The sequence below is a fragment of the Bacteroides intestinalis DSM 17393 genome (assembly GCF_000172175.1).
Classification (GTDB): Bacteria; Bacteroidota; Bacteroidia; order Bacteroidales; family Bacteroidaceae; genus Bacteroides; species Bacteroides intestinalis.
This window is the reverse complement of record NZ_ABJL02000008.1, coordinates 839,582-864,799: the sequence shown is the minus strand read 5'-3', so window position 1 is coordinate 864,799 and position 25,218 is coordinate 839,582. Positions and strand designations below refer to the sequence as shown.

At 44.6% G+C, this 25,218-nt stretch carries 13 protein-coding genes; all 13 read right to left on the bottom strand.

Annotated elements, in window-relative coordinates; all coding sequences use genetic code 11:
- Nucleotides 1–2: 2 nt before the first annotated feature.
- The 13 genes from araA to BACINT_RS12995 all read right to left on the bottom strand — a co-directional run bounded on the left by araA (nucleotide 3) and on the right by BACINT_RS12995 (nucleotide 25,131).
- Nucleotides 3–1,511: an L-arabinose isomerase gene (gene araA, locus BACINT_RS13055; RefSeq protein ID WP_007663865.1), complete on the bottom strand. Its 1,509-nt coding sequence runs from the start codon at nucleotides 1,509–1,511 to the stop codon at nucleotides 3–5.
- A 42-nt stretch (nucleotides 1,512–1,553) separates the two neighbouring features.
- Complete coding sequence (locus tag BACINT_RS13050) at nucleotides 1,554–2,237, bottom strand: L-ribulose-5-phosphate 4-epimerase (protein ID WP_007663863.1); 684 nt, start codon at nucleotides 2,235–2,237, stop codon at nucleotides 1,554–1,556.
- Between the two features lie 3 nt (nucleotides 2,238–2,240).
- Entirely contained in the window at nucleotides 2,241–2,921 is a 681-nt protein-coding gene (locus BACINT_RS13045) for an NUDIX hydrolase (protein ID WP_007663861.1), read from the bottom strand.
- Nucleotides 2,922–3,006: 85 nt separating this feature from the next.
- Nucleotides 3,007–4,701: a sodium:solute symporter gene (locus tag BACINT_RS13040; RefSeq protein WP_007663859.1), complete on the bottom strand. Its 1,695-nt coding sequence runs from the start codon at nucleotides 4,699–4,701 to the stop codon at nucleotides 3,007–3,009.
- Nucleotides 4,702–4,726: 25 nt separating this feature from the next.
- Complete coding sequence (locus BACINT_RS13035; RefSeq protein ID WP_007663857.1) at nucleotides 4,727–5,866, bottom strand: aldose epimerase family protein; 1,140 nt, start codon at nucleotides 5,864–5,866, stop codon at nucleotides 4,727–4,729.
- Between the two features lie 287 nt (nucleotides 5,867–6,153).
- Complete coding sequence (locus BACINT_RS13030) at nucleotides 6,154–8,067, bottom strand: arabinan endo-1,5-alpha-L-arabinosidase (RefSeq protein WP_007663855.1); 1,914 nt, start codon at nucleotides 8,065–8,067, stop codon at nucleotides 6,154–6,156.
- Between the two features lie 101 nt (nucleotides 8,068–8,168).
- Nucleotides 8,169–8,615, bottom strand: coding sequence for a hypothetical protein (locus BACINT_RS13025; RefSeq protein ID WP_007663854.1), 447 nt, complete (start codon nucleotides 8,613–8,615; stop codon nucleotides 8,169–8,171).
- A gap of 29 nt (nucleotides 8,616–8,644) precedes the next feature.
- Nucleotides 8,645–10,426 (bottom strand): RagB/SusD family nutrient uptake outer membrane protein, encoded by a 1,782-nt coding sequence (locus tag BACINT_RS13020; RefSeq protein ID WP_007663853.1) that lies wholly within the window; start codon nucleotides 10,424–10,426, stop codon nucleotides 8,645–8,647.
- 18 nt (nucleotides 10,427–10,444) lie between these two features.
- Nucleotides 10,445–13,654, bottom strand: coding sequence for a SusC/RagA family TonB-linked outer membrane protein (locus BACINT_RS13015; protein WP_007663852.1), 3,210 nt, complete (start codon nucleotides 13,652–13,654; stop codon nucleotides 10,445–10,447).
- Nucleotides 13,655–13,675: 21 nt separating this feature from the next.
- Nucleotides 13,676–15,430, bottom strand: coding sequence for a RagB/SusD family nutrient uptake outer membrane protein (locus BACINT_RS13010; RefSeq protein WP_007663851.1), 1,755 nt, complete (start codon nucleotides 15,428–15,430; stop codon nucleotides 13,676–13,678).
- Between the two features lie 4 nt (nucleotides 15,431–15,434).
- The gene (locus BACINT_RS13005) at nucleotides 15,435–18,500 is read right to left on the bottom strand and encodes a SusC/RagA family TonB-linked outer membrane protein (RefSeq protein ID WP_044155240.1); all 3,066 of its coding nucleotides are present in this window, start codon (nucleotides 18,498–18,500) and stop codon (nucleotides 15,435–15,437) included.
- A gap of 73 nt (nucleotides 18,501–18,573) precedes the next feature.
- Complete coding sequence (locus BACINT_RS13000) at nucleotides 18,574–20,418, bottom strand: LamG domain-containing protein (protein ID WP_007663849.1); 1,845 nt, start codon at nucleotides 20,416–20,418, stop codon at nucleotides 18,574–18,576.
- A gap of 450 nt (nucleotides 20,419–20,868) precedes the next feature.
- Nucleotides 20,869–25,131 carry a hybrid sensor histidine kinase/response regulator transcription factor gene (locus BACINT_RS12995; RefSeq protein WP_044155035.1) on the bottom strand — a complete coding sequence of 1,421 codons (4,263 nt, stop codon included), beginning with the start codon at nucleotides 25,129–25,131 and terminating at the stop codon, nucleotides 20,869–20,871.
- Nucleotides 25,132–25,218 lie beyond the last annotated feature (87 nt).

Below are 25,218 nucleotides of genomic sequence, written 5' to 3'. Positions count from 1 at the left end.
AATTAACAAAGCGCTTTGTTCAACATGTAATATACTTCATTCATGCGCAGTTCTTTCTTGAACTCGCTGATAGTTGTATTTTCATCGATAACTACCATTTCGATACCTGCCATTTCTGCATAATCTTCCCAATATTCTACTGTCAAGTCGTAAGAGAAGCTGGTGTGGTGAGTACCACCTGCCAGAATCCATGCAGCAGCACCTACTTCGAGGTTCGGCATCGGAATCCACAATGCGCTGGCAACGGGAAGTTTGGGCAGCGGTTTGCTCTTGATACATTCCACCTTGTTCACGATGAGGCGGAAACGGTTGCCCAAGTCAACGATAGTAGCGGCTACCCCTTCACCTTGCTTGCTGGTGAATACAAGACGTGCTGTTTCGCTATCGATACCAATGGCAAGACGGTGTACTTCCAGTTTCGGTTTTGCTTCGGCAATCAGCGGGCAAACTTCCAGCATGTGTGCCTGGAGGATAGCGCTCTTTTCACCGTCGAAGTGCAGTGTGTAATCTTCCAGGAAAGAGCATCCTTTCGGCATACCTTGGCTCATGAACCAAGTGGTACGATACAAAGCGGCAGTTTTCCAGTCACCTTCCGCACCGAAACCATACCCTTCTTCCATCAGACGTTGAGAAGCCAATCCCGGAATCTGATCAAAGTCACCGAGGTCGTTGAAGTTGGTAGTAAATGCTTTTGCACCTGTGTCTTTCAGGATACGACGGAGAGCGATTTCTGCTTTTGCAGAGTTCCAAACTTTGGTATAAGCTTCAGTTCCGGTCTTTTCCAGTTCAGGAGCATGGTCGTATTCTTTGAAGTAAGTATCTACCATTGCCTGTACATCTTTGTCTTCCACTGCATTGTAGTACTTCATCAGGTCGTTTACCGGACAGTAGTCTACGTGGTAACCCAAAACTTGTTCAGCAGATACCTTGTCACCATCAGTTACGGCAACGTTGTTCATCTGGTCACCGAAACGGATAATCAGCATATCCTGAGCGTCAGCCCATCCGGCGCAAACACGCATCCATGTTGCAATCTGGCCTTGTGCTTTTTCATCTTGCCAATGGCCTACCACTACCTTACGGTTTTTACGCATACGGGTTACAATGTGGCCGAATTCACGGTCACCATGAGCAGACTGGTTCAAGTTCATAAAGTCCATATCCATGGTATCCCAAGGAATTTCTTTGTTGAACTGAGTATGGAAGTGCAGCAACGGCTTCTTCAGTTCCTGCAAACCGTGAATCCACATCTTGGCAGGAGAGAAAGTGTGCATCCAAGTGATAACACCGATACATTTCTCATCATTGTTAGCAGCTTTGAAAGCCTCAGTAACTTCTTTAGAAGAGTTTACCGTACCTTTATAAACCACCTTTACTGGCAATTTACCGCTGGCGTTCAATCCGGCTACCATTTCATTACTGTGTGCGTCTACTGCGATAACTGCGTCACCTCCGTACAGGAGCTGTGCTCCGGTTACGAACCATACTTCATATTGATCAAATGCGTTCATAATTCTTTAATTTTTAGTTGTTAATTTTTAATTGTCGATTGTTTACTGTCCATAGTAAGCGTTAGGCCCATGCTTGCGGTTGAAATGCTTTTCTACCAACAGCGGATTCATGGTCAGTTTCGGATTGACGGCGTATGCAATGCTTGCCATCTTGGCCACTTGTTCCATTACCACTGCGTTGTGTACAGCATCGTGCGCATCTTTTCCCCAAGAGAAGGGGCCGTGATTCTTTACCAGTACTCCCGGTGTGTGTACAGGGTTCAGCCCTTCAAAGCGCTTTACAATTACATTTCCGGTTTCCATTTCATACGCTCCTTCCACTTCTTCCTTTGTCATATCTGCCGTGCAAGGTATGGCATCGTGGAAGTAATCTGCGTGTGTCGTTCCGATATTCGGAATGTCACATCCGGCTTGCGCCCAGGCAGTAGCGTAAGTAGAGTGGGTGTGTACCACACCACCGATTTCAGGGAAAGCCTTGTAGAGTACCACGTGGGTCGGAGTGTCTGAAGACGGTTTCAATCGTCCTTCTACCACTTTGCCATCGAGGTCAACCACCACCATATCTTCCGCCTTCATGTCGTCATAACTTACACCACTGGGTTTGATGACTACCAGCCCTGTTTCACGGTCGATAGCCGATACATTTCCCCAGGTGAAGATAACCAGTCCATGCTTCACCAGTTCAAGGTTAGCATGGAATACCTTTTCTTTCAGTTCTTCCAGCATAATTTATAATTTAAAATTCGGTGCCTTGCGGTATGCCTTCTCATTGAATTTATATAAGGCAGCTCCGCGTTTGGAACCTGTTTTATCAATTTTATCTGTTTTTTCAATGTAGTCCATTTCGGCTATCCGTTTACGGAAGTTACGCTTGTCTATCTGTTCACCGTAAATAGCTTCGTAGAGGCTTTGCAGTTGAGACAGCGTGAATAACTTCGGTAACAGGTTGAAGCCGATAGGCTCTGTGGATGCTTTCTGTTGCATCAATTCCCGTGCCTGTTTCACCATTTGCGGATGGTCGAAGATCAAAGGCGGTAATTCATTGATGTTTACCCAGTAGGCATTATGCTGGTGCACCAGTTCGCGGTCGTACTCGTTGATGTTGATCAGTGCATAGTAGGCAATGGAGATAACACGTTCTCCCGGGTCACGTTCAACTTCACCGAACGACCCAACTTGCTCCATATATACATTTTCCAAACCGGTGAGTTCCGCTAGTACACGTTTGGCAGCATCATCCACACTTTCACCTTGTTGTACGAATCCACCCATCAGAGACCATTCACCCATTGCCGGCTGAAAGTTTCGTTTCAGTAACAGCAGGTTCAGTTCTCCTTCGTTGAAACCGAAGATGATGCAGTCGATACCAACGTAAAAGGTCGGATTTGAACTATAATAGTTGTTTGTCATATATCTTTGAACTACGAGCTACAAGCTACAAGTGGGCTGCGCTATCATGCCGGATGGCACTCGTAGCCCGTAGCTTGTAACTATTTTACCAGAAATAGATATAGAAAGCGGCAGTGATACCCAGGATAATAATCGTATGGATAATATCCCAATGGTTCCAGCTGGCGCGTGTCTCTGCCAATTGTGCCGGAGTAGAGGTACCGAATACCAATCCCCGTATTTTTTCTTCAGTCGGTGCTTCTGTTGCCAAGCTTACTACAATCACTACAATGATGCAGAACAGGAACATCCATCCGCAGAAGAACAACCAGTTCATATCATAGAACAGATATTTGAATGTACCGCCAGCTACATCTCCTGCATTACTGTAATATACTTTTGCTCCCAGACGTGTCAAACCGATTACCATACCGGCGATCAATCCCCACATACCACCTTGTGCAGAAGTACGCTTCCAGCAGATACCCAACAGGAAGGCTGCGGCGATACCCGGTGCCAATACAGACTGTACATCTTGCAGGTAAGTATAAAGTACATCACCTACGCTACGCATGATAGGTATCCACAAAATACCCAGAATTACAATCACTACAGTTGCCATCTGGCCGATAACCACCAGTTTCTTTTCAGAAGTTTTCGGTTTGAAGCGTTTGTAGAAGTCAATTGTAAACAGCATGGCAGATGAGTTGAACAAAGATGCCAACGAACTCATCAAAGCTGCAAGGATACCGCAAACCACCAAACCTTTCACACCAGCCGGTAACAACTTGGCTACCAGTGTCGGGAAAGCTGCATCGGCATTGGCGCTACCATTGGCCAACATCGGCAAGAAACCTTCACCGCCTGCACCGAGGTACTTCTGATGAAGTGCAAAAGCAATCATACCCGGAATCAAGAACAAGAATACAGGTAACAATTTCAGATAAGCTCCAAAGATAGTACCGCGGCGTGCTTCTTTCTGGTTCTTACCTGAAAGCACACGTTGTACGATGAACTGGTCAGTACACCAGTACCAGAAACCGATGATAGCTGATCCGATTAGTGCTCCCAACCAAGGGAAGTTCGGGTCACTGTTACTACGGATTAATTCCGTCATGGTGTTGCCCTGATCATTAACTGTTACCGCACCACAAATTCTCATCATTTCATCCCATCCACCCAGTTCTTTGAAACCGAGTACAAGGATAATCAGCGACCCTAACAACAAAATCGGTGTCTGCAATACAGAAGTATAAAGTACCGACTTCATACCTCCAAAGATCGTATATAATGCAGTGATCAAAACCAGACCGATAGCTGCAATCCAGAAGAAGTCGATTCCCCAGAGTTCTTCAATGCCGAATACCTGTTGGAATACCAAACCACCGGCATATACTGTAACTGCTACCTTAGTCAATACATAACTGATCAAGGAGATTACGGATAATATAGTACGGGATTGCGGATTATAACGACGTTCCAAGAATTCCGGCATCGTATATACCATACTTCTTGAATAGAAAGGTACGAATACCCATCCTAAAATAAGAATCATCCATCCCTGAATTTCCCAGTGTGCCATAGCCATACCACTGGATGCACCGGCGCCTGCCAGTCCGATCAAGTGTTCCGAACCGATGTTTGATGCAAAAATAGATGCACCAATCGCAATCCATGTAGCGTCACGTCCACCCAGAAAATAATCCGCTGAGTCATTTTGTTTCTGTTTGACAACCCAAACAATAATACCAATCAGAGCTAAAGCAAAGGCTCCAATTACGATCCAATCTAATGCTTCCACAATTCTAATATTTAAAAGTTAACTATTATTTCTCTACTGAGAATTTGAAAATACATTCGCTGTTGTATGTCTGTCCCGGTTCCAATACCACGCTGGGCCATTCCGGCTTATTAGGACTGTCGGGATAGTGTTGTGTTTCCAAGCATACGGAAGCACGTTGGTTGTAAGTGATGCCTTTTTTACCTGTTACAGTTCCATCAAGGAAGTTACCGGTATAAACTTGTATACCCGGTTCGTTGGTATATACTTCCAGAGTAATACCGCTTTCAGGTGAAGTCAGTTTTGCTGCTAATTGAGCAATGTCTCCATTTGTGTTCAGCACCCAGTTGTGGTCATAGCCATTTCCGTTTTTCAACTGAACAAAGTCGAAGTTAGTGATGTCTTGTCCTATCGTTTTAGGAGTAGTGAAGTCCATCGGAGTATCTTTCACCGTTACAATTTCTCCGGTAGTCATGAAAGTGCTGTCCACTGGAGTGTAGTTGTCTGCATTTACATATAAGATATGATCTGTTGCAGCTTTTGAAGGATTACCGGATAAGTTGAAGTAAGAGTGGTTGGTCATGTTGATGACTGTCTTCTTATCTGTAGTAGCGCTATACTTTATATCTATAGCGTTGTCATCTGTTAGTTTGAAAAGAACTTTGGCTGTTACATTACCGGGGAAGTTTTCATCTCCGTCCGGTGAAATACGGGTCAGTTCTAGTGTAGTTTCATCAATCGGGTTGGCCTCATATACTTGGTATTGCCAGCCTTTAGGACCGCCATGCAAGCAATGTCCGAAGTTATTTTGCGGTAATTGGATAGTGTCTCCGTCCAGTACGATTCTTCCCTGGTTGATGCGGTTTGCATAACGACCGATGGAAGCGCCGAAGTCACTTGGGATGTTTACATAGTCGGCAATGCTGTCGAAACCCAGAACAACGTCCTGCATATTCCCGTTTTTGTCGGGAACCATAATAGAAACGATACGTCCTCCAAAGTTAGTGATGCATACTTCCATGCCCGACTTGTTCTTCAAGGTGTAAAGATCTGTTTTGGCATTGTTCACTTCTGTTTGAAAATTCACCGGATTCAGACCGGACAAAGTCAACTCCTGAGCTGGCTTGTTATTGCACGCAGATAACATCAATGCGGCAATTCCTGCAAGTAGAAAACTGTTTTTCATGGTTCTATTTTTAATGTAAATGAGATAATTATCCGATTTTGGGTGTAAAAGTAACACTTTATTTGAGTGTATTAGCTACACTTGTATATGTTATGTAACATAAAAGTAAAAAAACAGCCTCAAATGTCGGGTTGTTGAGGCTGTTTTTAGAGCCCAGATTTACCAATTCCCTACCAAGTCCGTATCAGCTCCTTACCAACTCCCTATCAAGTCCAAATGTATAGACACGAAGCAGATACGGACCAGATACGGTTCATATACTATCCGGATATGGACGGAATCTTATTTTATTTCTTCTTTTTACCCCAATACGTCTTGCTGTTGGTATACCCTGCATAAACAATTGTATGAGTTCTCGGGCTGGCTTCCCAATCCACTTCCCGTTGCAGACATACTTCCACTCCATTGCTGAATGTGATGCGCTGGTTGTCGGCATCATAGTTCCACGTTGCGCCTTTCCAAGAACCATCGGTTACTTTATGATCGGCAGAAAGTGTCATTGTATTGGATGTTTTCTGCTTTCCGTAAGAGTAGGAGAGGTCTATATGTTCCCAACTCCCTGTCAGTTCATCTTCTGTTATAGGCAGTTGGGGCACGGCGCCATAACGTTCCGGCATTACTACCGGCCATCCCGTACTGGTCCATTTGATGGAACGTACATGCCCCATCATCACGGCATTGCTCGCATTGATACCCGGTATATCTTTGGGCAGACGTCCTTGCGAGGCATAATACCAATTCCCATTTCCATCGTCAAAAATAGCACAGTGAGCGATACCTACCCATCCGTTGCTGTTGCTGAACTTGTAGGGGTGTGTAACGATGGGGAGCATTTCGCCGCCGAATCTGGTGAGATCTGTTCCGTCAATGCCTAAGTAAGGACCCAGAATGCTTTGAGAACGACACACGCGTGTGTTATAAGGTACATCCAATGCATCATAAGCCATGAACAGGTAATAATATCCAGTGTTTGGATTATAAATGATTTCCGGTCCTTCGGATGCCTGCCAGCGATTCCCAATTTGGCGGGTGACGAGTAGTTGCCCGTAAGGAGCTATATCTTCTTCCGTTCCCCAAGGCTTGGGCAATGTATTCAGTGGCTTTCCGGTGGCTGCATCTACTTCCAGCGCCGCTATGCCGCTATGCCATGAGCCGTAAACCAGATAGTGCTTGCCATCTTTGTCGATAATATAACTGGGGTCGATTGCATTCCATTTATAATAGCAATTTGTCCAGTCATCGGGCTTGACGTTGAAATTTAATTCTTTATCAGAGGCATTTGTGATGACGTATCCTTTGTCTTCCCAACCTCCATTATTGGCAGGGTCGGTGTTTTCCATCATGCCGATAAAGGCACGTTCGCCCCAAGTGTTCTCACCGTTGAGCAAGCCCGGGCATACGATGGAATAGTACATGCGGTAAAGCCCGTTTCTGACTTTCCGGACACAAGGTGCCCAATAACCAAAGGTATTTATGGCAGGCTGAACTTCATTCAACCCCATGGCTTTGCGTATTTCGTTCAATTTAGGAATCACCCAGCCGGGTAGTGAGTTCATGGTACCTCCCATGTATTCCCAATTCACGAGGTCTTTGGATCGACGGCAGTGAAAATGTCCGCCGTATTCATGCGCATTGCCATACGAGGCATCCGTCTGATACATATAATAATAACCGTCTTCAGCTAGTACTATACTGGGGTCATGTACATTGGCTAAATTCCATTGGCTTCTGTTGCTCCAGTCTGCAATGCTGGTATAATCATCAGGATAGGAAGGAGCTATGTATTTATCCAATTCGGAAGTAATGCTGCGGGCTGCTGTTGTGAATGAAATTTCTGTTGAATAGACTGGATTTCCATTGGCTACAGTAGCAAAAGCCTTGGCATAGTATTTAGTTTCAGGCTCAAGTTCCGTTATGGTCAGGTTGAGTGACAGACCTGCGCTGCTCATTTCAACAGTCCGGTTGGAAATGGTCGGATTAGACTGGGTATCATAACAAATACCTTTCTTTAAGATAGCGGATGGGGTATTTGTTGTGATAGTCGCAATTATAGTTGCTCTATCTTCCGTAACATTTGACACAGATGGTGCCGAAATGGAAATAGTTGTCTCGTCTATGTCAGGCTCATTGCTTTCGCTGCTGCACGCTCCTGATAAAACTGAATAACTGAAGAGTAATAGGGTCCACTTGAAGAACTTCATAAGTAAATTGTTATTGGTAAATTAGTACTATAGAGAAACAAATTACGAGTTACAATTTAAAAGCATTGCTTTTATAATTGTAACTCGTAATTAATATAGTTTTATTCAGTAGGTGTCTCTTCAGAAGGTGTTTCCGGTTCTGTTACTCCTACAGTCATTTCCACTTCAGGCGAATAAACTACTCCATTAGGGTAAAGAGTAGCAAAAGCCCGTACATAATATACAGTATTGTCTGCCAACTCAGTCAGAGTTGCTTCCATCTTTCCATTCTCAGGAAGAGTTTTCACTGTGGCACTGTAGATGGTAGGATTCTTGGAGGTATCATAGCAGAAACCATAGGCCATTACTCTGATAGTGCCTTCATCCAGATCTTTTTGACTGACCATTACATCAGAAGTTGCTATGGCAGTAGGGGCTGCAATCTCGGTCAGTACGGGAGTACCGAGTGAGAGTTCACCGTAATCGTTATCATCGTCGTCACAAGCGGTAAAACCGATTAGCAGTGAGCAACTTACCACTAGTATACTTAACCATTTATTAAGTTTCATATTTTCGGAGTTTTAATGAGTTTATTTTTTTATTGCATTTCCCAGCCGGGATTTTGTCCTAAGTTAGGCAATCTCTTGATTTCGGCATCCGGTATGGGGAAGTAGTAGTTTTTCGGACTGTTGAAAGCACGTGATTGGTGCATTTCCGCCGGACCGTAATTGAACACCGTACTTTGCCCCGGAGTTACAGCTACACCGTAAAGGTTATAAACCTGCTGGTAGTAGGGCAGATTCTTTTCGCTGGCGGCACTTTTGCTTTCGAATAACTTCCAGCGGCGCTCGTCGAAGAAACGATGGTCCTCGAAGCAAAGTTCGATGCGGCGTTCGTTGCGGATACGTTCGCGAAGCTGCGACTGGCTCATTCCACTGTAGGGTGGCATGCCTACACGGGCACGCACTTCGTTCACATATTGATAAGCATTGTCCGGACCTTCAGCTTCGTTGATGGCTTCGGCAGCATTCAGCAATACTTCGGCATAGCGGAAGATAGGACAGGCGTGTGTATAAGTAGTCGGACTCTTGAACGACATATTATTCAGGAACTTCTTAGTATAGTATCCGGTGAGTGTTCCACCGTGCAGTTCATGATAATCTTTGCCGGAACCATAAGTAACATCTACTTCACGTTCTTCATCTTGTTTTGCATCTCCCCAGATAGAACCGTGGTGCAGAATGGTTTGCTCCAAACGTGGGTCACGGTTGGCGTACGGATTCTGCGGATCGTAAGACGGATCTTTATCTATAGGAAGACCATTTTTAGTTTCATAGCTATCCACCAAGTTCTGTGTCGGATTGGTACGTCCGGTTGAGTTTACACTACCACTGAATCCGCAGGGAGCTAGGAACAGTTCAATTTCACGGGTTTGCCATTCTGAACGGCTCAAGATATACTCGTTGTTCAGGTGAGGCGTGGAAACGAAACATTCATAATAGTTCTTGTCCGTATCATTATCTGCCGTAGTATACAGTCTGTACGGATTGCTCTGGGTTCTGTTTTTCGTGATGAAGTCTGTTGCAGCCGTTGCAGCTTCCCTCCATAGGGAAGCGTCATTGTTAGGATTGTGCAAAGGTGATGCTCTGTACAACAATGCTCTTGCTTTCAATGCATACGCTGCAGCACCGTTCACACGTCCCCAGTTCAGCTCTTCCTGTGCATACCGGAAAGGCAACACGTCTTTTATCTTATCACATTCGTCAGCAATCCATTTCAGTGCATCGGCGCAATTGGTGCGTGCCATGTTCATTTGTTCCGGATTGGTGTATTCGAAAATGATGGGCTCGCCGTTCTCATCTTCACCTACGATGGGGATATCGCCGAACCAACTGGCCTGGTCGAAGTGGAAGATGGCACGGAGCAGTCGGGCTTCAGCCATGTAACGGTCGTACAAACGGTTGTCGTCACCCTCCATTTCAGTATTCTTCACAACGCTTTCGCGGGCATACTTCAGAAAGTTGTTGGCGGCACGGATGCCTTTGAAGTTCTTTGGCCAGAAATCTTCTGCAAACGAATGTTTGGTTGCGGAATAAGCGTCTGTCAATACACTGTGATAGTAATGTACACTCCAGAAAGAGAGTGCATTATCCGTCATACAGTCGCGTGATGCACCACGGAACTGGCCATCTGTATAACCTACGAACGCATCCGGTAGGTAGGTATATATATTTGCCAGATAGCCGCGGGTATTCTCAAATTTCTGGAACACCTGTTCCGCATCCAGGGTCAAGTCTACCTCTTTGTCTAAGAAGTCGCTGCAAGAGGTGAAATTTACAGCCAGCAGTGCGGCTGCCATATATTTGAATATCTTTTTCATATTTCTCTGTTTTTCATATTAGAAACCAATGTTTATACCGAATGTAAATGTCCGGGTTTTTGGATACCACCATACGTAGCTCATCGGTTTTTCCGGGTCACAACCATCGGGTACGCTGCTCCATGTGCAGAGGTTATATCCGCTGAAGTAGAGACGGCACTTGGTCAGGTTGGCCTTTGCAATCAACCGTTTGGGTAATGAATAACCTACTTCGACGTTGCGGAGTGACAAGAAGTTGCCGTTTACAATCCAAATGTCATTCTGATAAGTTCCCGTATCGCGGTCACTGTCGATGGCATTATAACTACCGTAAGTAGGACGAGGATAGGTTGCATTCACGTTGCGCGGATCAAGCGGATCGTCTGTATAGTAACCCCATGTTTTTACCACTTCGTGGGTACCTTGATTACCCCATCCTGACCAGGCAACAGCCGGAGACAAGAATACATCACGGTTCAGATAAGCGGTGAATACGGCACGGGCATCGAAACCTTTCCATTCGAAACCGAAGTTAAGGGTCGGAATCAACTCGGGGATAATGGTGTATGTATCCGGTATCATGTCGTTAGAGTCAATCTGGCGGTCGCCATTTAAATCTTTGAATACGGCTGTACCGAGTTTCTGTGTACCATTGGAGGCTGCATTATACGGATATTTTTCCGGATGGTCAATAGCATCCTGCTGGCTGGTTGCAATCAGGTTGGCGTCGCTGGCCCATTGAATGAATTTGTAACGGTTCCAACCGCCGACACCGTTGTTGAATGAACTTTCATACAAACCGGCTACAGAAGTGTAGTCATAGATACGATTGCCTGTTTTACGTTGCCATTCCACGTTAGGTTCTGTTTCGTCCATTTCAGTAATCTTATTCGTATTGTAGGTTAACATACCTTCAATATAGTAGTTGAAATCACCAATATGATGACGATGTCCGAGTGTAACTTCAAAACCTTTCGTTTCAGCTTTTCCGTATGAGTCTTTTGCTACGGAGATTCCTAAAAGAGAAGGTACACTGGTGCGAGTAACCAGAATGTTAGAACGCCATTCTTGGAAAGCATCTACCGAACCATAGATCTTTTTATTCCAGAAGTCGAAGTCCAACCCGATATTCAGCATGTCCGAGATTTCCCATTTGTTATTGGCGTTACCAGCCATTGTTTCCGCAAATCCGTTGATGTAAGAACCGGAATATCCAAAACCGTAACCGGTAGCGGAACCATACGTATTTTGATAAGCGTAACGACCTCCACCTGTGGTCGATTGTCCGGCACGACCGTAAGAAGCGCGAAGTTTCAAGAGGTTGATATTTTTATTTTTCAGCCAAGGCTCTTCGGAAGCTACCCAACCTGCGGATGCACCGTAGAAAGTTCCCCAACGTTGGTCTTCCCTGAAATTATCACAACCCATACGTGAGATGTTTCCAGAGAAGATATAACGGTTGGCGTAGTCGTAAGTTACTTGTCCGTTGTATGAAAGATAACGGTTGGAAGATGCATATCCGTTCGATTGGTTACGGTAAGCGCGAGCGAATGCGCGGGCTTCAACGGTGTGTTGACCGAATTTGTTGCTGTAACCTAAACCTCCCATTAGGTTCAGATTGTAGTAGAACTCACGCTGGTTAGGAGTCGGATCACTCAATGCGGAATACGTAGTGTACTGCGTATATTTGAATTGTGACGGATCGGTTACGTCCATATTCATATAATCATAGTTATATGAATTAACACTGTTCCTTTGAGTGGATTCGAACGTTTCATAGGAATCAAAACTAATGGTTGCATTCACTTTCAGACCTTTCAATATGGGGCTTAAGTCACCGTTGACGTTCAGTGTAGAATACAAATTACGACGACGGTTCTTTTCCTGACCCGAAGCGGCGAGGTAGCGACCTGCATTGTTAGCGGTACTGGAGGCGTAGATCTGACCATTCGGTGTGTATACCGGTTCCATAGGGTTGGCTTCAACTACTCCGAATGTAGCCAGATTGAATACACTTTCTGTGGGTTGTGTAATGTTGTCGATACGTCCACCTAAGTCAAGAGATACGTTGAGGTGCTTGGTTACATCAATGTCGATGTTCGAACGTAAGTTCCAGCGGTTCAGCGTATGGCCGGTATTATAATTCTTATTATAATTAGTCCACTTGTCATTCCACATGCCTTCCTGACGGAGGTAAGAGAATGAAACATAATAGCGGGCACGTTCGTTACCACCACTGATTTGCAGGTTAGTCTTGTACATAGGAGCTGTTTCGCGATAAAGTTCGTCGGCCCAACTGGTATTGAAGTATCTGTATTGGTCGATACCTTCCAGTGTTTCTCCGTTGCATACGCGGCGGTACATTTCAATTTGTTCGTCGGTGTACATGGGATCCTGACCATCCAAATATTTCACCCGGTTGCGTGTCAGAGCCATGTTATAGGAATTCTGGTTTTCCATCTTGTTGCTCAACATTTGGAAACCTACCTCTTGCGTGAAGTCGATATTCGTCTTTCCGGCACTACCGCGTTTGGTAGTTACCAAGATTGCACCATTGGCACCACGCATGCCGTAAATAGCAGTAGCAGCAGCATCTTTCAGGATGGTGATGTTCTCAATAGGGAACGCATCGAGGAAAGAAAGGTCACGTTCCATATTATCCACTATAACCAGCGGAGCACGTGCGCCGGTGTTCATGGTACGGATACCACGGATATACATGGCTGTTTCCGTCCATCCCGGTTCACTGGACCATTCGTAAGTTTCCATACCGGTAACGGTAGAGGTGAATGCATTCTGAAGCACTGTGATAGGATGCTTTTGCAATTCTTCACCGGTTACTACAGAGGTTGATTCGGTAACCAGCTTTTTGGCTTTACGTCCAAATGCAATAGGAGTAGTGTGGAGGTATTCGTCAAGGTCTGATTCCAGTTCAATCTTGAAACCTTCATTAAAGTCTACCGCTACTTGTGCATTCTTATATCCCACGCTGCTGATGCATATTTCATCCGACGCTCTTACATTCTTCAAACTGAAGTACCCGTTCTCGTCGGAGAGGACGATGCGGCTTTCTTCGGCTACATTCACCACGGCTCCGGCAATAGGATTGCCTTCCGTGTCCACAATACGGCCTTTCAACGTCTGTGTGTTCTGTGCCCAGACAGCGCCGGTGGCAAGGAGTAAAGTTACCAGCAGCAAGGCTTTGCCTGCTCCGGTTATTTTCTTTATGATATGATTCAAATTATACATATTCTATATTTGATTTAAGGATTACCATTCCGGATTGTTTTCAATTCCTGTTTTCCAGTATTCACCTTCAGGGATAGGATAGAGGTACATCTTCTTTTGGAACACGCGTTCTTGGGCCACTTTGCGGGTGATGGTTCCATTGGCAGCTACATCGATGCCGATGATATTGCGTCCCAATGCCTCTTCTGCTACATTCCAGCGGCGTACGTCCCATGCGCGATGTTCTTCGAATGCCAATTCTACCGTGCGTTCTTTGCGGATGAAGTTGCGCATTTTCTCTTTGGTGTTCAGATCTGCACGGTTGGCAACATTACCGGTGATGCCTGCGCGATGACGAATTAGGTCGAGTTGGTCGTATACTTCCTTACAAGGACCTTGTACTTCATTCAGCGCTTCGGCATAATTCAGTAGAATTTCCGCATAACGGATAATTGTCCAGAGGCGACGTGAATTACCGCTATGGTTTGCACTCAGGATGGTTTCCGGCATGTATTTGCGTACATAATAGCCGGTCGGGGTAGCGTTAGCATTTCCTACAGGATTATCACGTTGTCCTTTGACAACATTGATTACTCCATTTCCCCAGGATACACCATTATAAAGAATGGAAGCTGCCAGACGTCCGTCACGATTGGCCCACATATTGGCATCGCTGTAACCACTTGCGGCGTTGACGCTCGGATTAACCCCGTTATAAACCGGAGCGCCGGTTTCGTCGTACTCCTGAAAAGGAGAATTACCGTCAATCATGTCATACATGTCTATTAGGTTTTGGGACGGGCAGAGACCGCCATTACCTCCTTCACCTACCGGGACATCATAGCGAATGTTATTCCATGAGATGGTTCCATCGTTACGATAGAAGATCATTTCTTTGTTGCTTTCTTCGTATGGAGTCAACAACCAGGCATTGGTTAATGCTGTCTTTGAGTCCGTACCTTGCATCAACGAGTAGTTACCGCCGTAGGTTTCGATGAAACCTTTTGCTGCATCGGCTGCCTGTTGCCACGTGATGCTTGATTCGCTACTGTAGCGCGGGCTTGCCATATACAGCATAATACGGCTATAAAGCGCGCGAGCCATAGGTTGTCCGATACGTCCTGCAACATCTTTGTCTGAAGCATCTTCATAAACCATTAGACCTTTTTCACATTCGCTCAGTTCTTTTAGAATAAAGTCAACAACATATTCCTTTATACTTGGACGGCTTGTATAATTACTCAATAAATCACCATTAGGGTCGAGTACTTCTGTTACTATAGGAATAGGACCGTAACGTAGGAAGAGTTCCCAATAGAACCAAGCACGCAAGAAACGCGCTTCAGAGATGATATAAGTTTTGTGTTTGATATACTCATCTTCTTTCAGGTCTATACTTTTGGGGACGCTTTCTATGCGTGTAAGTATCATGTTGCATTTGCGAATACCACGGTAATAATGTTCCCAAGTACCGCTTAGTTCGGATGCTCCGCCGTTGCCGTAATAATTACCTATATTGAATGTTGTACGCACACCACCGGTCGCGTAACTGGTTTCTGCCAGGTCTGTAGCAGCATCCAGCCATGAATTATTGATGCGGCAAGCACCGTGGCGCAGAAAGTTGTAGGTATCGTAATGGAACTGTAACATTAGGTTCCAGTCGCTGAATACTTCTTCGCCCGTCAACTCATTACTGGGCTGCTTGTCGAGGAAGCCTCCAAACATATCTTCGCAGGAAGTAAGTGTGGCAGAGGCGATGCTCAGGGCAAATATGCCATATAATAATGTCTTCTTCATTTTATCAGAATTTAATGTTTACACCAAAGTTCACAGTCTTCATAATCGGATAGCGGTTGGAACCGTTACTTTCCGGGTCACACAGATCATCCAAATGATCCCAAGTGATGAGGTTGTTACCGTTTACATAGAGGCGGCAGTCACTCATGCCTACTTTTTCTATCCATTTGGTAGGCAATGTATAGCTCAACTCAATGTTCTTTAGACGCATGAAAGCACCGTTCTTCAGGAAGAAGGAGTTTTGGCGTTGGTTGTGGTCACCGTAACTATCGTAGTGCAGCAATGGATATTTGGCACTTGCCAAATTCTCGGATTCCGATTTAGTAGGATTCCAACGATCCAGATGGTGTTCTTTCACTTTACCGCCACTGACGAAGGCATACATAGCTTCTGCATCATAATAACGACTTACGTGATCAACACCTTGGAACATCACACTGAAACCAATGCCTTTGTAATTGCATCCCAAGGTAAGTGCATACGTATTTTCAGGTACATCGCTATAACCAATGAATGTTTCGTCTCGTTCGTCAATAAAACCATCATTATTCATATCGCGATATTTCAAATCGCCTACCTGTACATTACCAAAGGTTGATGTCGGGAAATTAGGATCAGCCACGTCGGCAGCAGTTACGAAGCCGTCGCATACCAGTCCGTAGTACTGACCGATAGGATGACCTTCGCGCTTGCGATAGTCTGTTTTTAGTGCTGGCTCATCCATATTCTTAATTTCATTCTTGGCATGAGAGAAAGTCAGACCAACGTTGTATTGAAACTCCTTTCCGATATGATTATTATGCTTTAACTCAATCTCGAAACCGCTGTTTACGGTTTCACCCAAGTTACCGGCAGCCATTGTTACGCCTACCCATTCAGGACGTGTCAGGTAGTTGGTTAGGATGTCGTTACGCTTTTCATGGAAAAGATCGATATTACCATTCAGTAATCCGTTCCATAATCCGAACTCTAAACCGACATTGTACTTGTGAGCACGTTCCCAAGTAACGCCATAGTTAGGGTATTGTGTTTCGTAGATGCCGGACTTACCACTGGTGCCGAACATATAGTCATTGCTGATCTGGCTCCATTTCTCTTCATAGAGGAAGCGTTGTGCCACTCCGCCTACGGTATATACATCGTTACCTACCTGACCGTAAGAAGCACGCAACTTCAGGTTGTTCAACCACTCCTTAGTGTTCTCCATGAAAGATTCATTACTGATGCGCCAACCTAAAGAGAAAGCGGGGAAGAAACCAAAACGTTTGCCTTTCATGAAGTTTTCCGAACCGTTGTAACCGAAGTTAACCTCTGCCAGATAACGATCGTCGTAGCCATAAGTGGCACGACCTACCAGACCTTGATAACGCTTGGCAAGATCAGCTCTATAGCGATAGTCATTTTGATTGTAGAGCACCATAGCTGTTACATCATGTCTGCCGAATTTGCGGGCATAGTTGATTTGCGCTTCCATGTAAAGCTTATAGATTGTGTAAGAATCTTTGCTACCTGCTAATTCGCCATCAGCATCGAAGCGATTGTAAGCATCGATATTTCCGAAATCATCGCGGTTGTTCAGCTCGTAAGTGGCGAAAGTGGCCTGGTAAAGAGTTTTGTCGTAGGAGTTATAGTCGAATGAAGCCATACCCTTTACGCTTAATCCTTCAGTCAGCCAGTCCATCTTGTAATCAAGGATAAAGTTGGTTTCATTGATGGTATTTGTAGCTTTGTAATATCCGCCTTTGGTCAGGGATGCTACGATATTTTTCTGATACTGTGAGCTACCACCATAGATAGTTTCCTGTTTTTCACCGTTTTGTACTACTGTAGATACAGGGAAAAGCCATCCGGGGGTGTGGTTCATTTCATAGAATATCTGGCTATAATCAGATCTTTCAGTCGTATTGGAACCTTTACGTTCTTCAAAACGAGTACCGAAGTTGACAGAGAAAGTCAAATCTTTCGTCAGGAACAAGTCCATATTAGCGCGGAATGCATAACGACGGAAGCTTGGGCTTGAAGAATTGCCATATTTGTCATTACTCAAATTCTTAATCAACCCTTTTTGGTCGTATAGTTCACCGGAAGCATAATAGCGCATACGTTTTGTACCGCCACGTACACTGACGTTATAACGTTGTGCGGGAGAAGAACTCTTCAATACCTCATCATACCAGTCTACATTGGGATATAGCATTGCCTCTAAGCCGCTCAATTCGCCGGCAACCGATCTGCGATACATTTCCAAGTCGTTGGCAGAGAACTGTGAAGGAAGTCCGTCGTTGGCGAGGGCTTCTTCCAGCAGGTTGACAGACTGGTAAGAGTTCAGGTAAGTATCCGTGCGCGTTGGACTTTGTATCTGCCAGTTGGCGGTCAGGCTTACTTCCGGTTTCTGTTCTCTACCACGTTTGGTCGTAATCAACATAACGCCGTTTGCGCCACGTACACCATAAACGGCTGTTGCCGAAGCATCTTTCAATACTGAAATCGTCTCAATATCGTCCGGGGCTATCTGTGAGAATTCGCGTTCCACGCCATCTACCAATACAAGTGGTTGGGCATCACCGGCAAATGTAGCACGACCACGGATATAGATTTGTGTATCATCCGAACCGGGAGCACCGGAAGTCTGTGATGTGATGACACCTGATATCTTACCGGCAATGGCTTGGGATACGTTGGCGGCAGGAGATTGGAGCAACTCCTTGGAAGATACTTGCGAGATAGCTCCCACAACACTTTCCTTTTTCTGTGCACCATAACCCACTACCACAACTTCTTCCAGCATTTCTGAGTCTTCTTTCAGTGTCACGACAAAAGAAGTCTTGCCTACTGTGTTGATTTCTTGCGTCTGATAACCGACGAAAGAGATTTGCAACACGGCTTTGTCGCCTACTGTTAATTTGAAATTTCCGTCAAAATCTGTTATAGTACCATTGGCAGTACCTTTTTCAACTACGCTGGCACCTATGACAGTTTCTCCGGTGACGTCTTTTACGACACCTGTAACTTGCTTTGACTGGGCGAACAACATTTGTCCTGCCAGTAGGAAGACGAATGCCAGCAGCATACCCGCCAAACGTGGGGCTGTTGATATTGTGATTGTTTTATTGTCCATAATATATTCTTGTTTATAGAGGTTATTACTTGAATAACGGAGTGTACAGATAGCAATTTGAATTATCCATCTTGAGATGAGCTCCATCCACAATAAGGAATGCCCGTACTGTCTGGTTTCCATCACCGCAGTCTGTCACAAAAGCTTCTTTATACACATTGCCATTTTTGCTGGTAGCTACCGCAATGGCTGTTACCGTAGTACCATTACGCTGGATGTCAATGACTACTGTGGCTCCTTCCATGTCGGCACGGAAAGCATCCCAGTCACCGTACCCCTCGCTGGTCCATGTACCCGAGGCATAACTGTCACCCCATCCGTAAAGATCGGAACGAATGACGAAGTATTCGGCATAACCATTGCCATTCCGCTCGGCATCGGTACAGAGGCAGAGATTCCAGTTGTTCCAGTTGCCGATGCCATTGGTATGGTTCTCGAATTCGAGATGCAGATTCTGTCCGACGGGGATCTGGAAATAGTCTGAGAATTCTGTCCACCAGGCAGCCGAACAGTCTTCGGCACCAATAGTAGTCTTTGTCAGTGGCACTGTGGTCAACGCTGCGGTTTCTTCAGTGTCGAATACTATGTGTGACCCATCCATTATAAAGAAGCCGCGAACTACTTGTGTACCGTCACCGCAAGTGGTGGTAAAAGTTTCTTTGTATACGTTGCCGTTGATGGCTTTGGCTATTGCCTCTACAATTGCCGTTGCTCCGTTGCGTTGGACAGTCACAGTCACTTCTGCACCTTCCATGTCAGCACGGAATGCATCCCAGTCACCGTAGCCCTCATTAGTCCATGTACCTGAGGCATAACTGTCGCCCCATCCGTAAAGGTCGGAGCGGATAACAAAGTATTCGGCATAACCATTGCCATCCCGCTCGGCATCGGTACAGAGACAGAAGCACCAGTTGTTCCAGTTGCCAGCACCGCTGGTGTAGTTGGTGAATTTGAATTTCATGTTACCGTCGGCGGGCATCCTGAAATAATTGGAGAATACTGTCCACCAAGCTGCTGAATTATCTTCTGCACCTACAGTGATGATGGGGTCACCCACAAGATATTCGAATGCTCCCTCTCCTATGTTCGGCATCTGGCATTGGCTGTCGGTAATTTGGTTGCGGTAAATTGAGATATCGTCTATCCACATCTCTTGTGTGGGAGAATCTGAACCATAACCTATATATATATAAGGTGTACCGGCCATGAACTGTACAATTTTTCCGAAGTCAAAGTTTGATTTTTGTACAGTCTTGTCAATGCGTTGTTTGCCATCCACGTGGATGCTATAACCGTCATTGCGGACAGTGATGGCCATGTAGTGCCATTCTCCGGTCGGTAACAGCAATGGATTTTTGGATACTTTGTTCGTTTCGGGGTTGTTGACCTCGTATTCACCGTCCACACCTTCATACTTCAGCCAGCCGTTGGCGGTGAGGAACATGCGCTGTGTACCGTTGCTGTTTTGGAAAGAGAAGAGGGCACCGACCAAGTCCGGCTCCAACTCTTCTTCCGTTTCTTCGTCAATGCGGAGTGCCTGCTTCACCCAGAATGTCAGTGACACGCCATTTTGTACTTCCACGCTATTCAGTGGATTGAACATACGGGCATAGCCATCAGGTAGGTGAAGTGCTTTACCGTGTACATTGTCGTCTTCAATCTCAGCTATGTCTCCACCTTCGTAGGCATAATAGTTGAGGCTTTGAGGATCAAAATCTTTATCCTCAAAAGTAATCTTCGCGACTTGCTCTAATTTGGGATTTTTCTGATTTCCTGCCGGAGGATCCATTTGCCCCCAATCTTCGCAGGCCCAAAATGAAAGGACTGTAAATGCCGCCAGAATGGGTACCGGCCATTTTCTTGTCTTCATAATACAGATATTAATGGTTTAACAATATTAGTTATACTACATTCATATTTTAAGTAGTGATGCAAAAGTAAGCTCAAAAGGTGTTTTGGAGGTGGACAAATGAATATTTGAGGTGGACAAATGAATATTAAGTGTGAAAATTACAATTATAATTCGGTTTCAGTATATATTACGATACTTCAGGCTTATTGTACTGTAAATAAAAAGAAAACAGGAGAAAACGTAGGTAAGGAAGACGCCAAAAGGGTGTAGCCCTAACCACCAAAGGGTGTAGCCATATAGGGGAAAGGGTGTAGCCATCCCGACCTTAAGGCTACACCCTTTTTAATCATGCTCACAGGTACTTCTCAATGGGATAATGGTATGTTTGACAACAAGGGTTATATATGTTTTTATTCTAATAGTGTCAATATCTTTGTCCCGTTCCGGCGGATTTGTAATCCGCCGACCTTACTCTTCTTCATTCAGCAATGCGCTTGGTGTCGTATTAAACTGCTTGCTGAAACAGCGGGCGAAATACTTGGGGTCATTAAAGCCTACTTCATACGCTATTTCAGCAATATTCATCTGTTTTGTTTCCCGGTTTTTGAGGAGTAGTTCCCGGGCGGTGTTTAATCTGTAGTTACGTATGAATTGTCCCGCAGATTGCCCGATGAGGCTTTGAAGCTTTTTATTCAGCAGACTTTTGCTGACTCCAACGGCCTCACTGAAATCACTTACTTCAAAGTAAGGGTTTTTATAGTGTTCTTTTATGGCTTCCATCACTTGGTTGATGAATTTCTTGTCACCGGATTCCTCCTCTATATTCAGTGCTTCCACATCCATGTTCGTCTTGAACTTCCGTTGGTAGCGTCTGCGATTATCTAGGATGTTTTCGATACGGGTCAGTAACAGAGTTTCATCGAAAGGTTTTAGCAGATATTCGTCTACGCCCGTGCGGTAACTTTCCAGTCGGGTTTCTGGTGAGGTCTTTGCGGTCAGCATCAGGAAGGGGATATGTGAGATGGCAAATGCTTCTTTGACCCGGCGCGATAGCTCTATACCATCCATTACGGGCATCATCAGGTCGCTGATGATAAAATCTACCGACTGGTTGTTCAATACATCAAGGGCTTCTGCCCCGTTGGTAGCTTCGAGTACATTATAATAATCACGGAGAATGGAACGGATGTATCCTCTCATGTCTGCATTATCTTCCACTACAAGAATGGTCAGGGCCAGCCGTTCTTTGGGTAATTCATTCTTTTCCGTTGTTGCTGCTGGTGGTATATTGTTATCAACGATCAGTTGGTCGCTTATGTTTTCTTCTTTTGGAAGTGGGAGTAGGATGCGGAAGGAGCAGCCGATAGTATGGTTATTACGAACGCAGATTTCTCCATCGTGCATCTTCACGATGCGTTTGCAAAGATATAACCCGATTCCTGTACCCGTTTGGCCGTATACAGGATATTTCGCTTGCTTCTTGGATTGATAGAAACGGTTGAATATTTGTTCGGTGTCTGGCTCTTGAATACCTGTTCCCGTGTCACTGACGCAGAGATAAAGTTTTTCTTCTTTATCGTCTTTAGCCGGAAGGGTGGCTATATATATGGATATGCTTCCGCCATCCGGTGTAAATTTAATGGCATTGCTTAGCAGATTGGTAATAACCTTGTGCATCGCTTCTTCATCAAAGAAGATTTCGGAACTTTTCATGTGGAAATAGTGTTTTATTGAAATATTCCGTTCTCCGGCAAATACTTCAAAAGGAGTAAGCAATGAATGTATAAAACTCACAAAGTCACCTTTTGTCGCAACGATATTAAGCTTACCGGATTCTATTTTCCGGAAATCCATCAGTTGGTTGACAAGGGATAGCAGATATTTGGAGTTACGTTCCACGAAGTTTAACTGTTCTATTACCTGCGGATTATAACTTAGTTTTAGTGCACGCTCGATAGGGCCGATAATTAAAGTTATCGGTGTCCGGAATTCATGCGTTATGTTAGTGAAGAAAGCTATCTTGTCTAATGCCAATTCTTGTACTTTGCGTGCCATACGGCTCAATTGTACTTTTTGCCGGGTGATTTTCTCGTTTTGCAGTGTCAGCATCCTGTTCTGTCGGGAGAGTTCTTCCGTCTGGTTCTCTAATAATTGTTTTTGTTGTTCCAGTTGGTAGGTGCGTTCTTCTACAGTGCGGTGCAATAACTCCCTCTGGCGTTTGAAGTTTCGTATGCGCCATTGGTAAGTTTGCCAAGTGGCAAGTAGTGCCAAAACTACAAGAAGCAATATGAACCAAGTTGTTTTATAGAAATAGGGTAGGATGGTGATTTTTAGCTCTGCCATGTTCTCTGTCCCGTCTCCTCCATCAGGTGTATATTTCACTTGTAGGGTATAGCTACCCGGACGCAAGTTGGTGTAGCTTGCAAACCGTCTGTTTCCGGGTGCCTGTATCCATTTGTCTTCAAAACCAAGTAGGCGGTAGCTATAAGTGGCTGTATTATCCGGTTCAAAATTCAAGGCGGAGAATTCCAACGAGAAGGACTTCTCTTTCTCATGGAGTTTTATTTCTTGAGTTACGGCAATGTCTTTGGGGAGATATTTATTGCCGGGCAGGATATTTTCATTTCCGATTCTCAACCGCGTGAAGCGTATGTTGGCAGGTTGAACAGTAACAACAGGCAGATTGCTATCGATGGCTGTCAGTCCTGCTACGCTGCCGAAATAGAGTGTACCGTCCGAAGAACGGTATGAGGCATTCCAATAGAATTGTGCATCCGGAAAGCCATCCTGTTTGGTGTAATTGGTGAAACGGTTCTCGTTTGGGTGGAAGCAGGAAAGTCCGTTATTAGTTCCTATCCAGATACTTCCATTGATATCTTCTTCCAGACTTCGTACATTGTTGTTGATTAAACCTTGGTCCGTATTATAAGATATGAATTTTTCTTTGCCTTGCTTATCAATTATCCGTTTATATATGCCATATCCATTACTGCCCAGCCATAATGTACCATCTTTAGCTTCGCAAAAGCAACTGATTTTCTCTATCAGTCCCGATTGGGGATTATCGAGCTTATAGTTTAAGTGACGATGCTGGAATTCTCCTTCCTTTGACTGGGGAGATCGGGTATTAAGATCTATGATGTAGACTCCTTCCGTAGAACCTACCCACAGCTTATTTTCTTTGTCGATAATGGCGCCGAGACAACCGCGGATGTTTTCTGCCATACGGTTAGCAAAAGGGGAAATGAACTTTTGAGTTGCCATATCATAGAAAAAGAGTCCTCGATTGGCGCCTATCCACATTCCATTATTGGTAGGGTCATAAACGAGTACTGCTATGAAGAATAATGGAAATCCTGTTTCCGGGTGGGTATATATCACTTGGAGGGGACGATTCGGTGCTTTAGGATTCATTATGTTGATTCCGCCACCCCAGGTACCTACCCATAGCCGGCCTTGGTTGTCGTTGACCAGACTGCTGACTGAGTTATGGCTTATCTCACCACGTTCCCATCTGTAATGGATAAACTGCTCGGTTCCTTGTTTTTTCAGATTCAGTCCTCCCTCTACTGTGCCTACCCACAAACTGCCTTCTTTATCTTCATAAATGACATTTACTGGGTTGTCGGACAAGCTTGCGGGATTTTCTTTATCATGTTGGTAATTGTGTATCACCAAGCGTTTCGGAGTCAGTTTATTGATTCCACCACTTTCAGTGCCGAACCAAATGTGTTGCCCGTCTACTCTTATACAATTAATAAAGTTGCTGTTCAATAGGCTGTTACTGGTTGAACTATGAGTAAGGCGTTCGAAGTTATCAGTGATAGGATTGTAGATGTTGGCTCCGCGTAAAGTTCCTGCAATCAACTGTTTATCATCGGTGATGGCAAGATTGGTCAGATAGTTTTGCGATAAAGAATGAGGGTCATTCTGATTATTCTCATACAGTTTTCTTGTATTGTTGCTTTTGTTGTAACGGAACAATCCTATGTGTGTAGCTATCCAGACTTCATTTTCTTTGGCTATCATGTCCTTGAAATATATGCCAGGCCAAAAAGTCAGTTGCTCTGATATAGAACTTTTTTCTAACTGTCCCTGTGGTGTCGGGGTTATTTTATAGATAGTACCATTGATACCGGTCCATATCTTGCCATCTTCGTCGATATCTTTTAATATAAGGTCCGGTTCATCCTGCTCAGGTAAATCTAATGTGGATAATGTATCTATGCCACCTTCGGCATCGAAAGTTATCCGGTGAAGTGCATTGTCGCATTGCAACCAGATGCAACCTTGCGAATCAAGAATGACGATATAGGTGGGGTGATTTATAAACCGGGGTAAAAGTCCTTTAGGGTCATTGGGTATTACAGATTGTAGAGTAGATAAATCGATAATATCTGTGCCTCCTTCGGATACGATCCAAAGACGGTGGAATCTGTCTTCATATACATTGTGGATAAAATTACTCTTGAGCTTGCTGTGAGGAGTGTTGGGATTGAAATGAATGAATTCATAGCCATCATAACGTGACAGTCCGCCTCCGGCAGTGGATATCCACAGAAAGCCACGGGTGTCTTTATAAATGTCATCGATGAAATTGTGAGGTAATCCGTCATCCATGGTGATATAAGAAACGTTGTATCGATCTGCAAAATGTTCTTGTGCCTGTAAGGATACGGACATTATAAAACAACTATATATAATAAGGTATATAAAGGAGTGGGCTTTCATATTGTTTCGTATTATTAAAACAAAGTTAGGAGATTATCCGGTTATTTTAAAATTTAGTGTGTTCTTTTAATCAGAATTGTTGGATTG

Excerpts from the sequence above, each read along its gene's own strand:
- BACINT_RS13000 (WP_007663849.1), bottom strand. The coding sequence starts at position 20,418 with ATGAAGACAAGAAAATGGCCGGTACCCATTCTGGCGGCATTTACAGTC.
- BACINT_RS13025 (WP_007663854.1), bottom strand. The coding sequence starts at position 8,615 with ATGAAACTTAATAAATGGTTAAGTATACTAGTGGTAAGTTGCTCACTG.
- BACINT_RS13035 (WP_007663857.1), bottom strand. The coding sequence starts at position 5,866 with ATGAAAAACAGTTTTCTACTTGCAGGAATTGCCGCATTGATGTTATCT.
- BACINT_RS13015 (WP_007663852.1), bottom strand. The coding sequence starts at position 13,654 with ATGTATAATTTGAATCATATCATAAAGAAAATAACCGGAGCAGGCAAA.
- BACINT_RS12995 (WP_044155035.1), bottom strand. The coding sequence starts at position 25,131 with ATGAAAGCCCACTCCTTTATATACCTTATTATATATAGTTGTTTTATA.
- BACINT_RS13045 (WP_007663861.1), bottom strand. The coding sequence starts at position 2,921 with ATGACAAACAACTATTATAGTTCAAATCCGACCTTTTACGTTGGTATC.
- araA (WP_007663865.1), bottom strand. The coding sequence starts at position 1,511 with ATGAACGCATTTGATCAATATGAAGTATGGTTCGTAACCGGAGCACAG.
- BACINT_RS13005 (WP_044155240.1), bottom strand. The coding sequence starts at position 18,500 with ATGCTGCTGGCATTCGTCTTCCTACTGGCAGGACAAATGTTGTTCGCC.
- BACINT_RS13020 (WP_007663853.1), bottom strand. The coding sequence starts at position 10,426 with ATGAAAAAGATATTCAAATATATGGCAGCCGCACTGCTGGCTGTAAAT.
- BACINT_RS13050 (WP_007663863.1), bottom strand. The coding sequence starts at position 2,237 with ATGCTGGAAGAACTGAAAGAAAAGGTATTCCATGCTAACCTTGAACTG.
- BACINT_RS13010 (WP_007663851.1), bottom strand. The coding sequence starts at position 15,430 with ATGAAGAAGACATTATTATATGGCATATTTGCCCTGAGCATCGCCTCT.
- BACINT_RS13030 (WP_007663855.1), bottom strand. The coding sequence starts at position 8,067 with ATGAAGTTCTTCAAGTGGACCCTATTACTCTTCAGTTATTCAGTTTTA.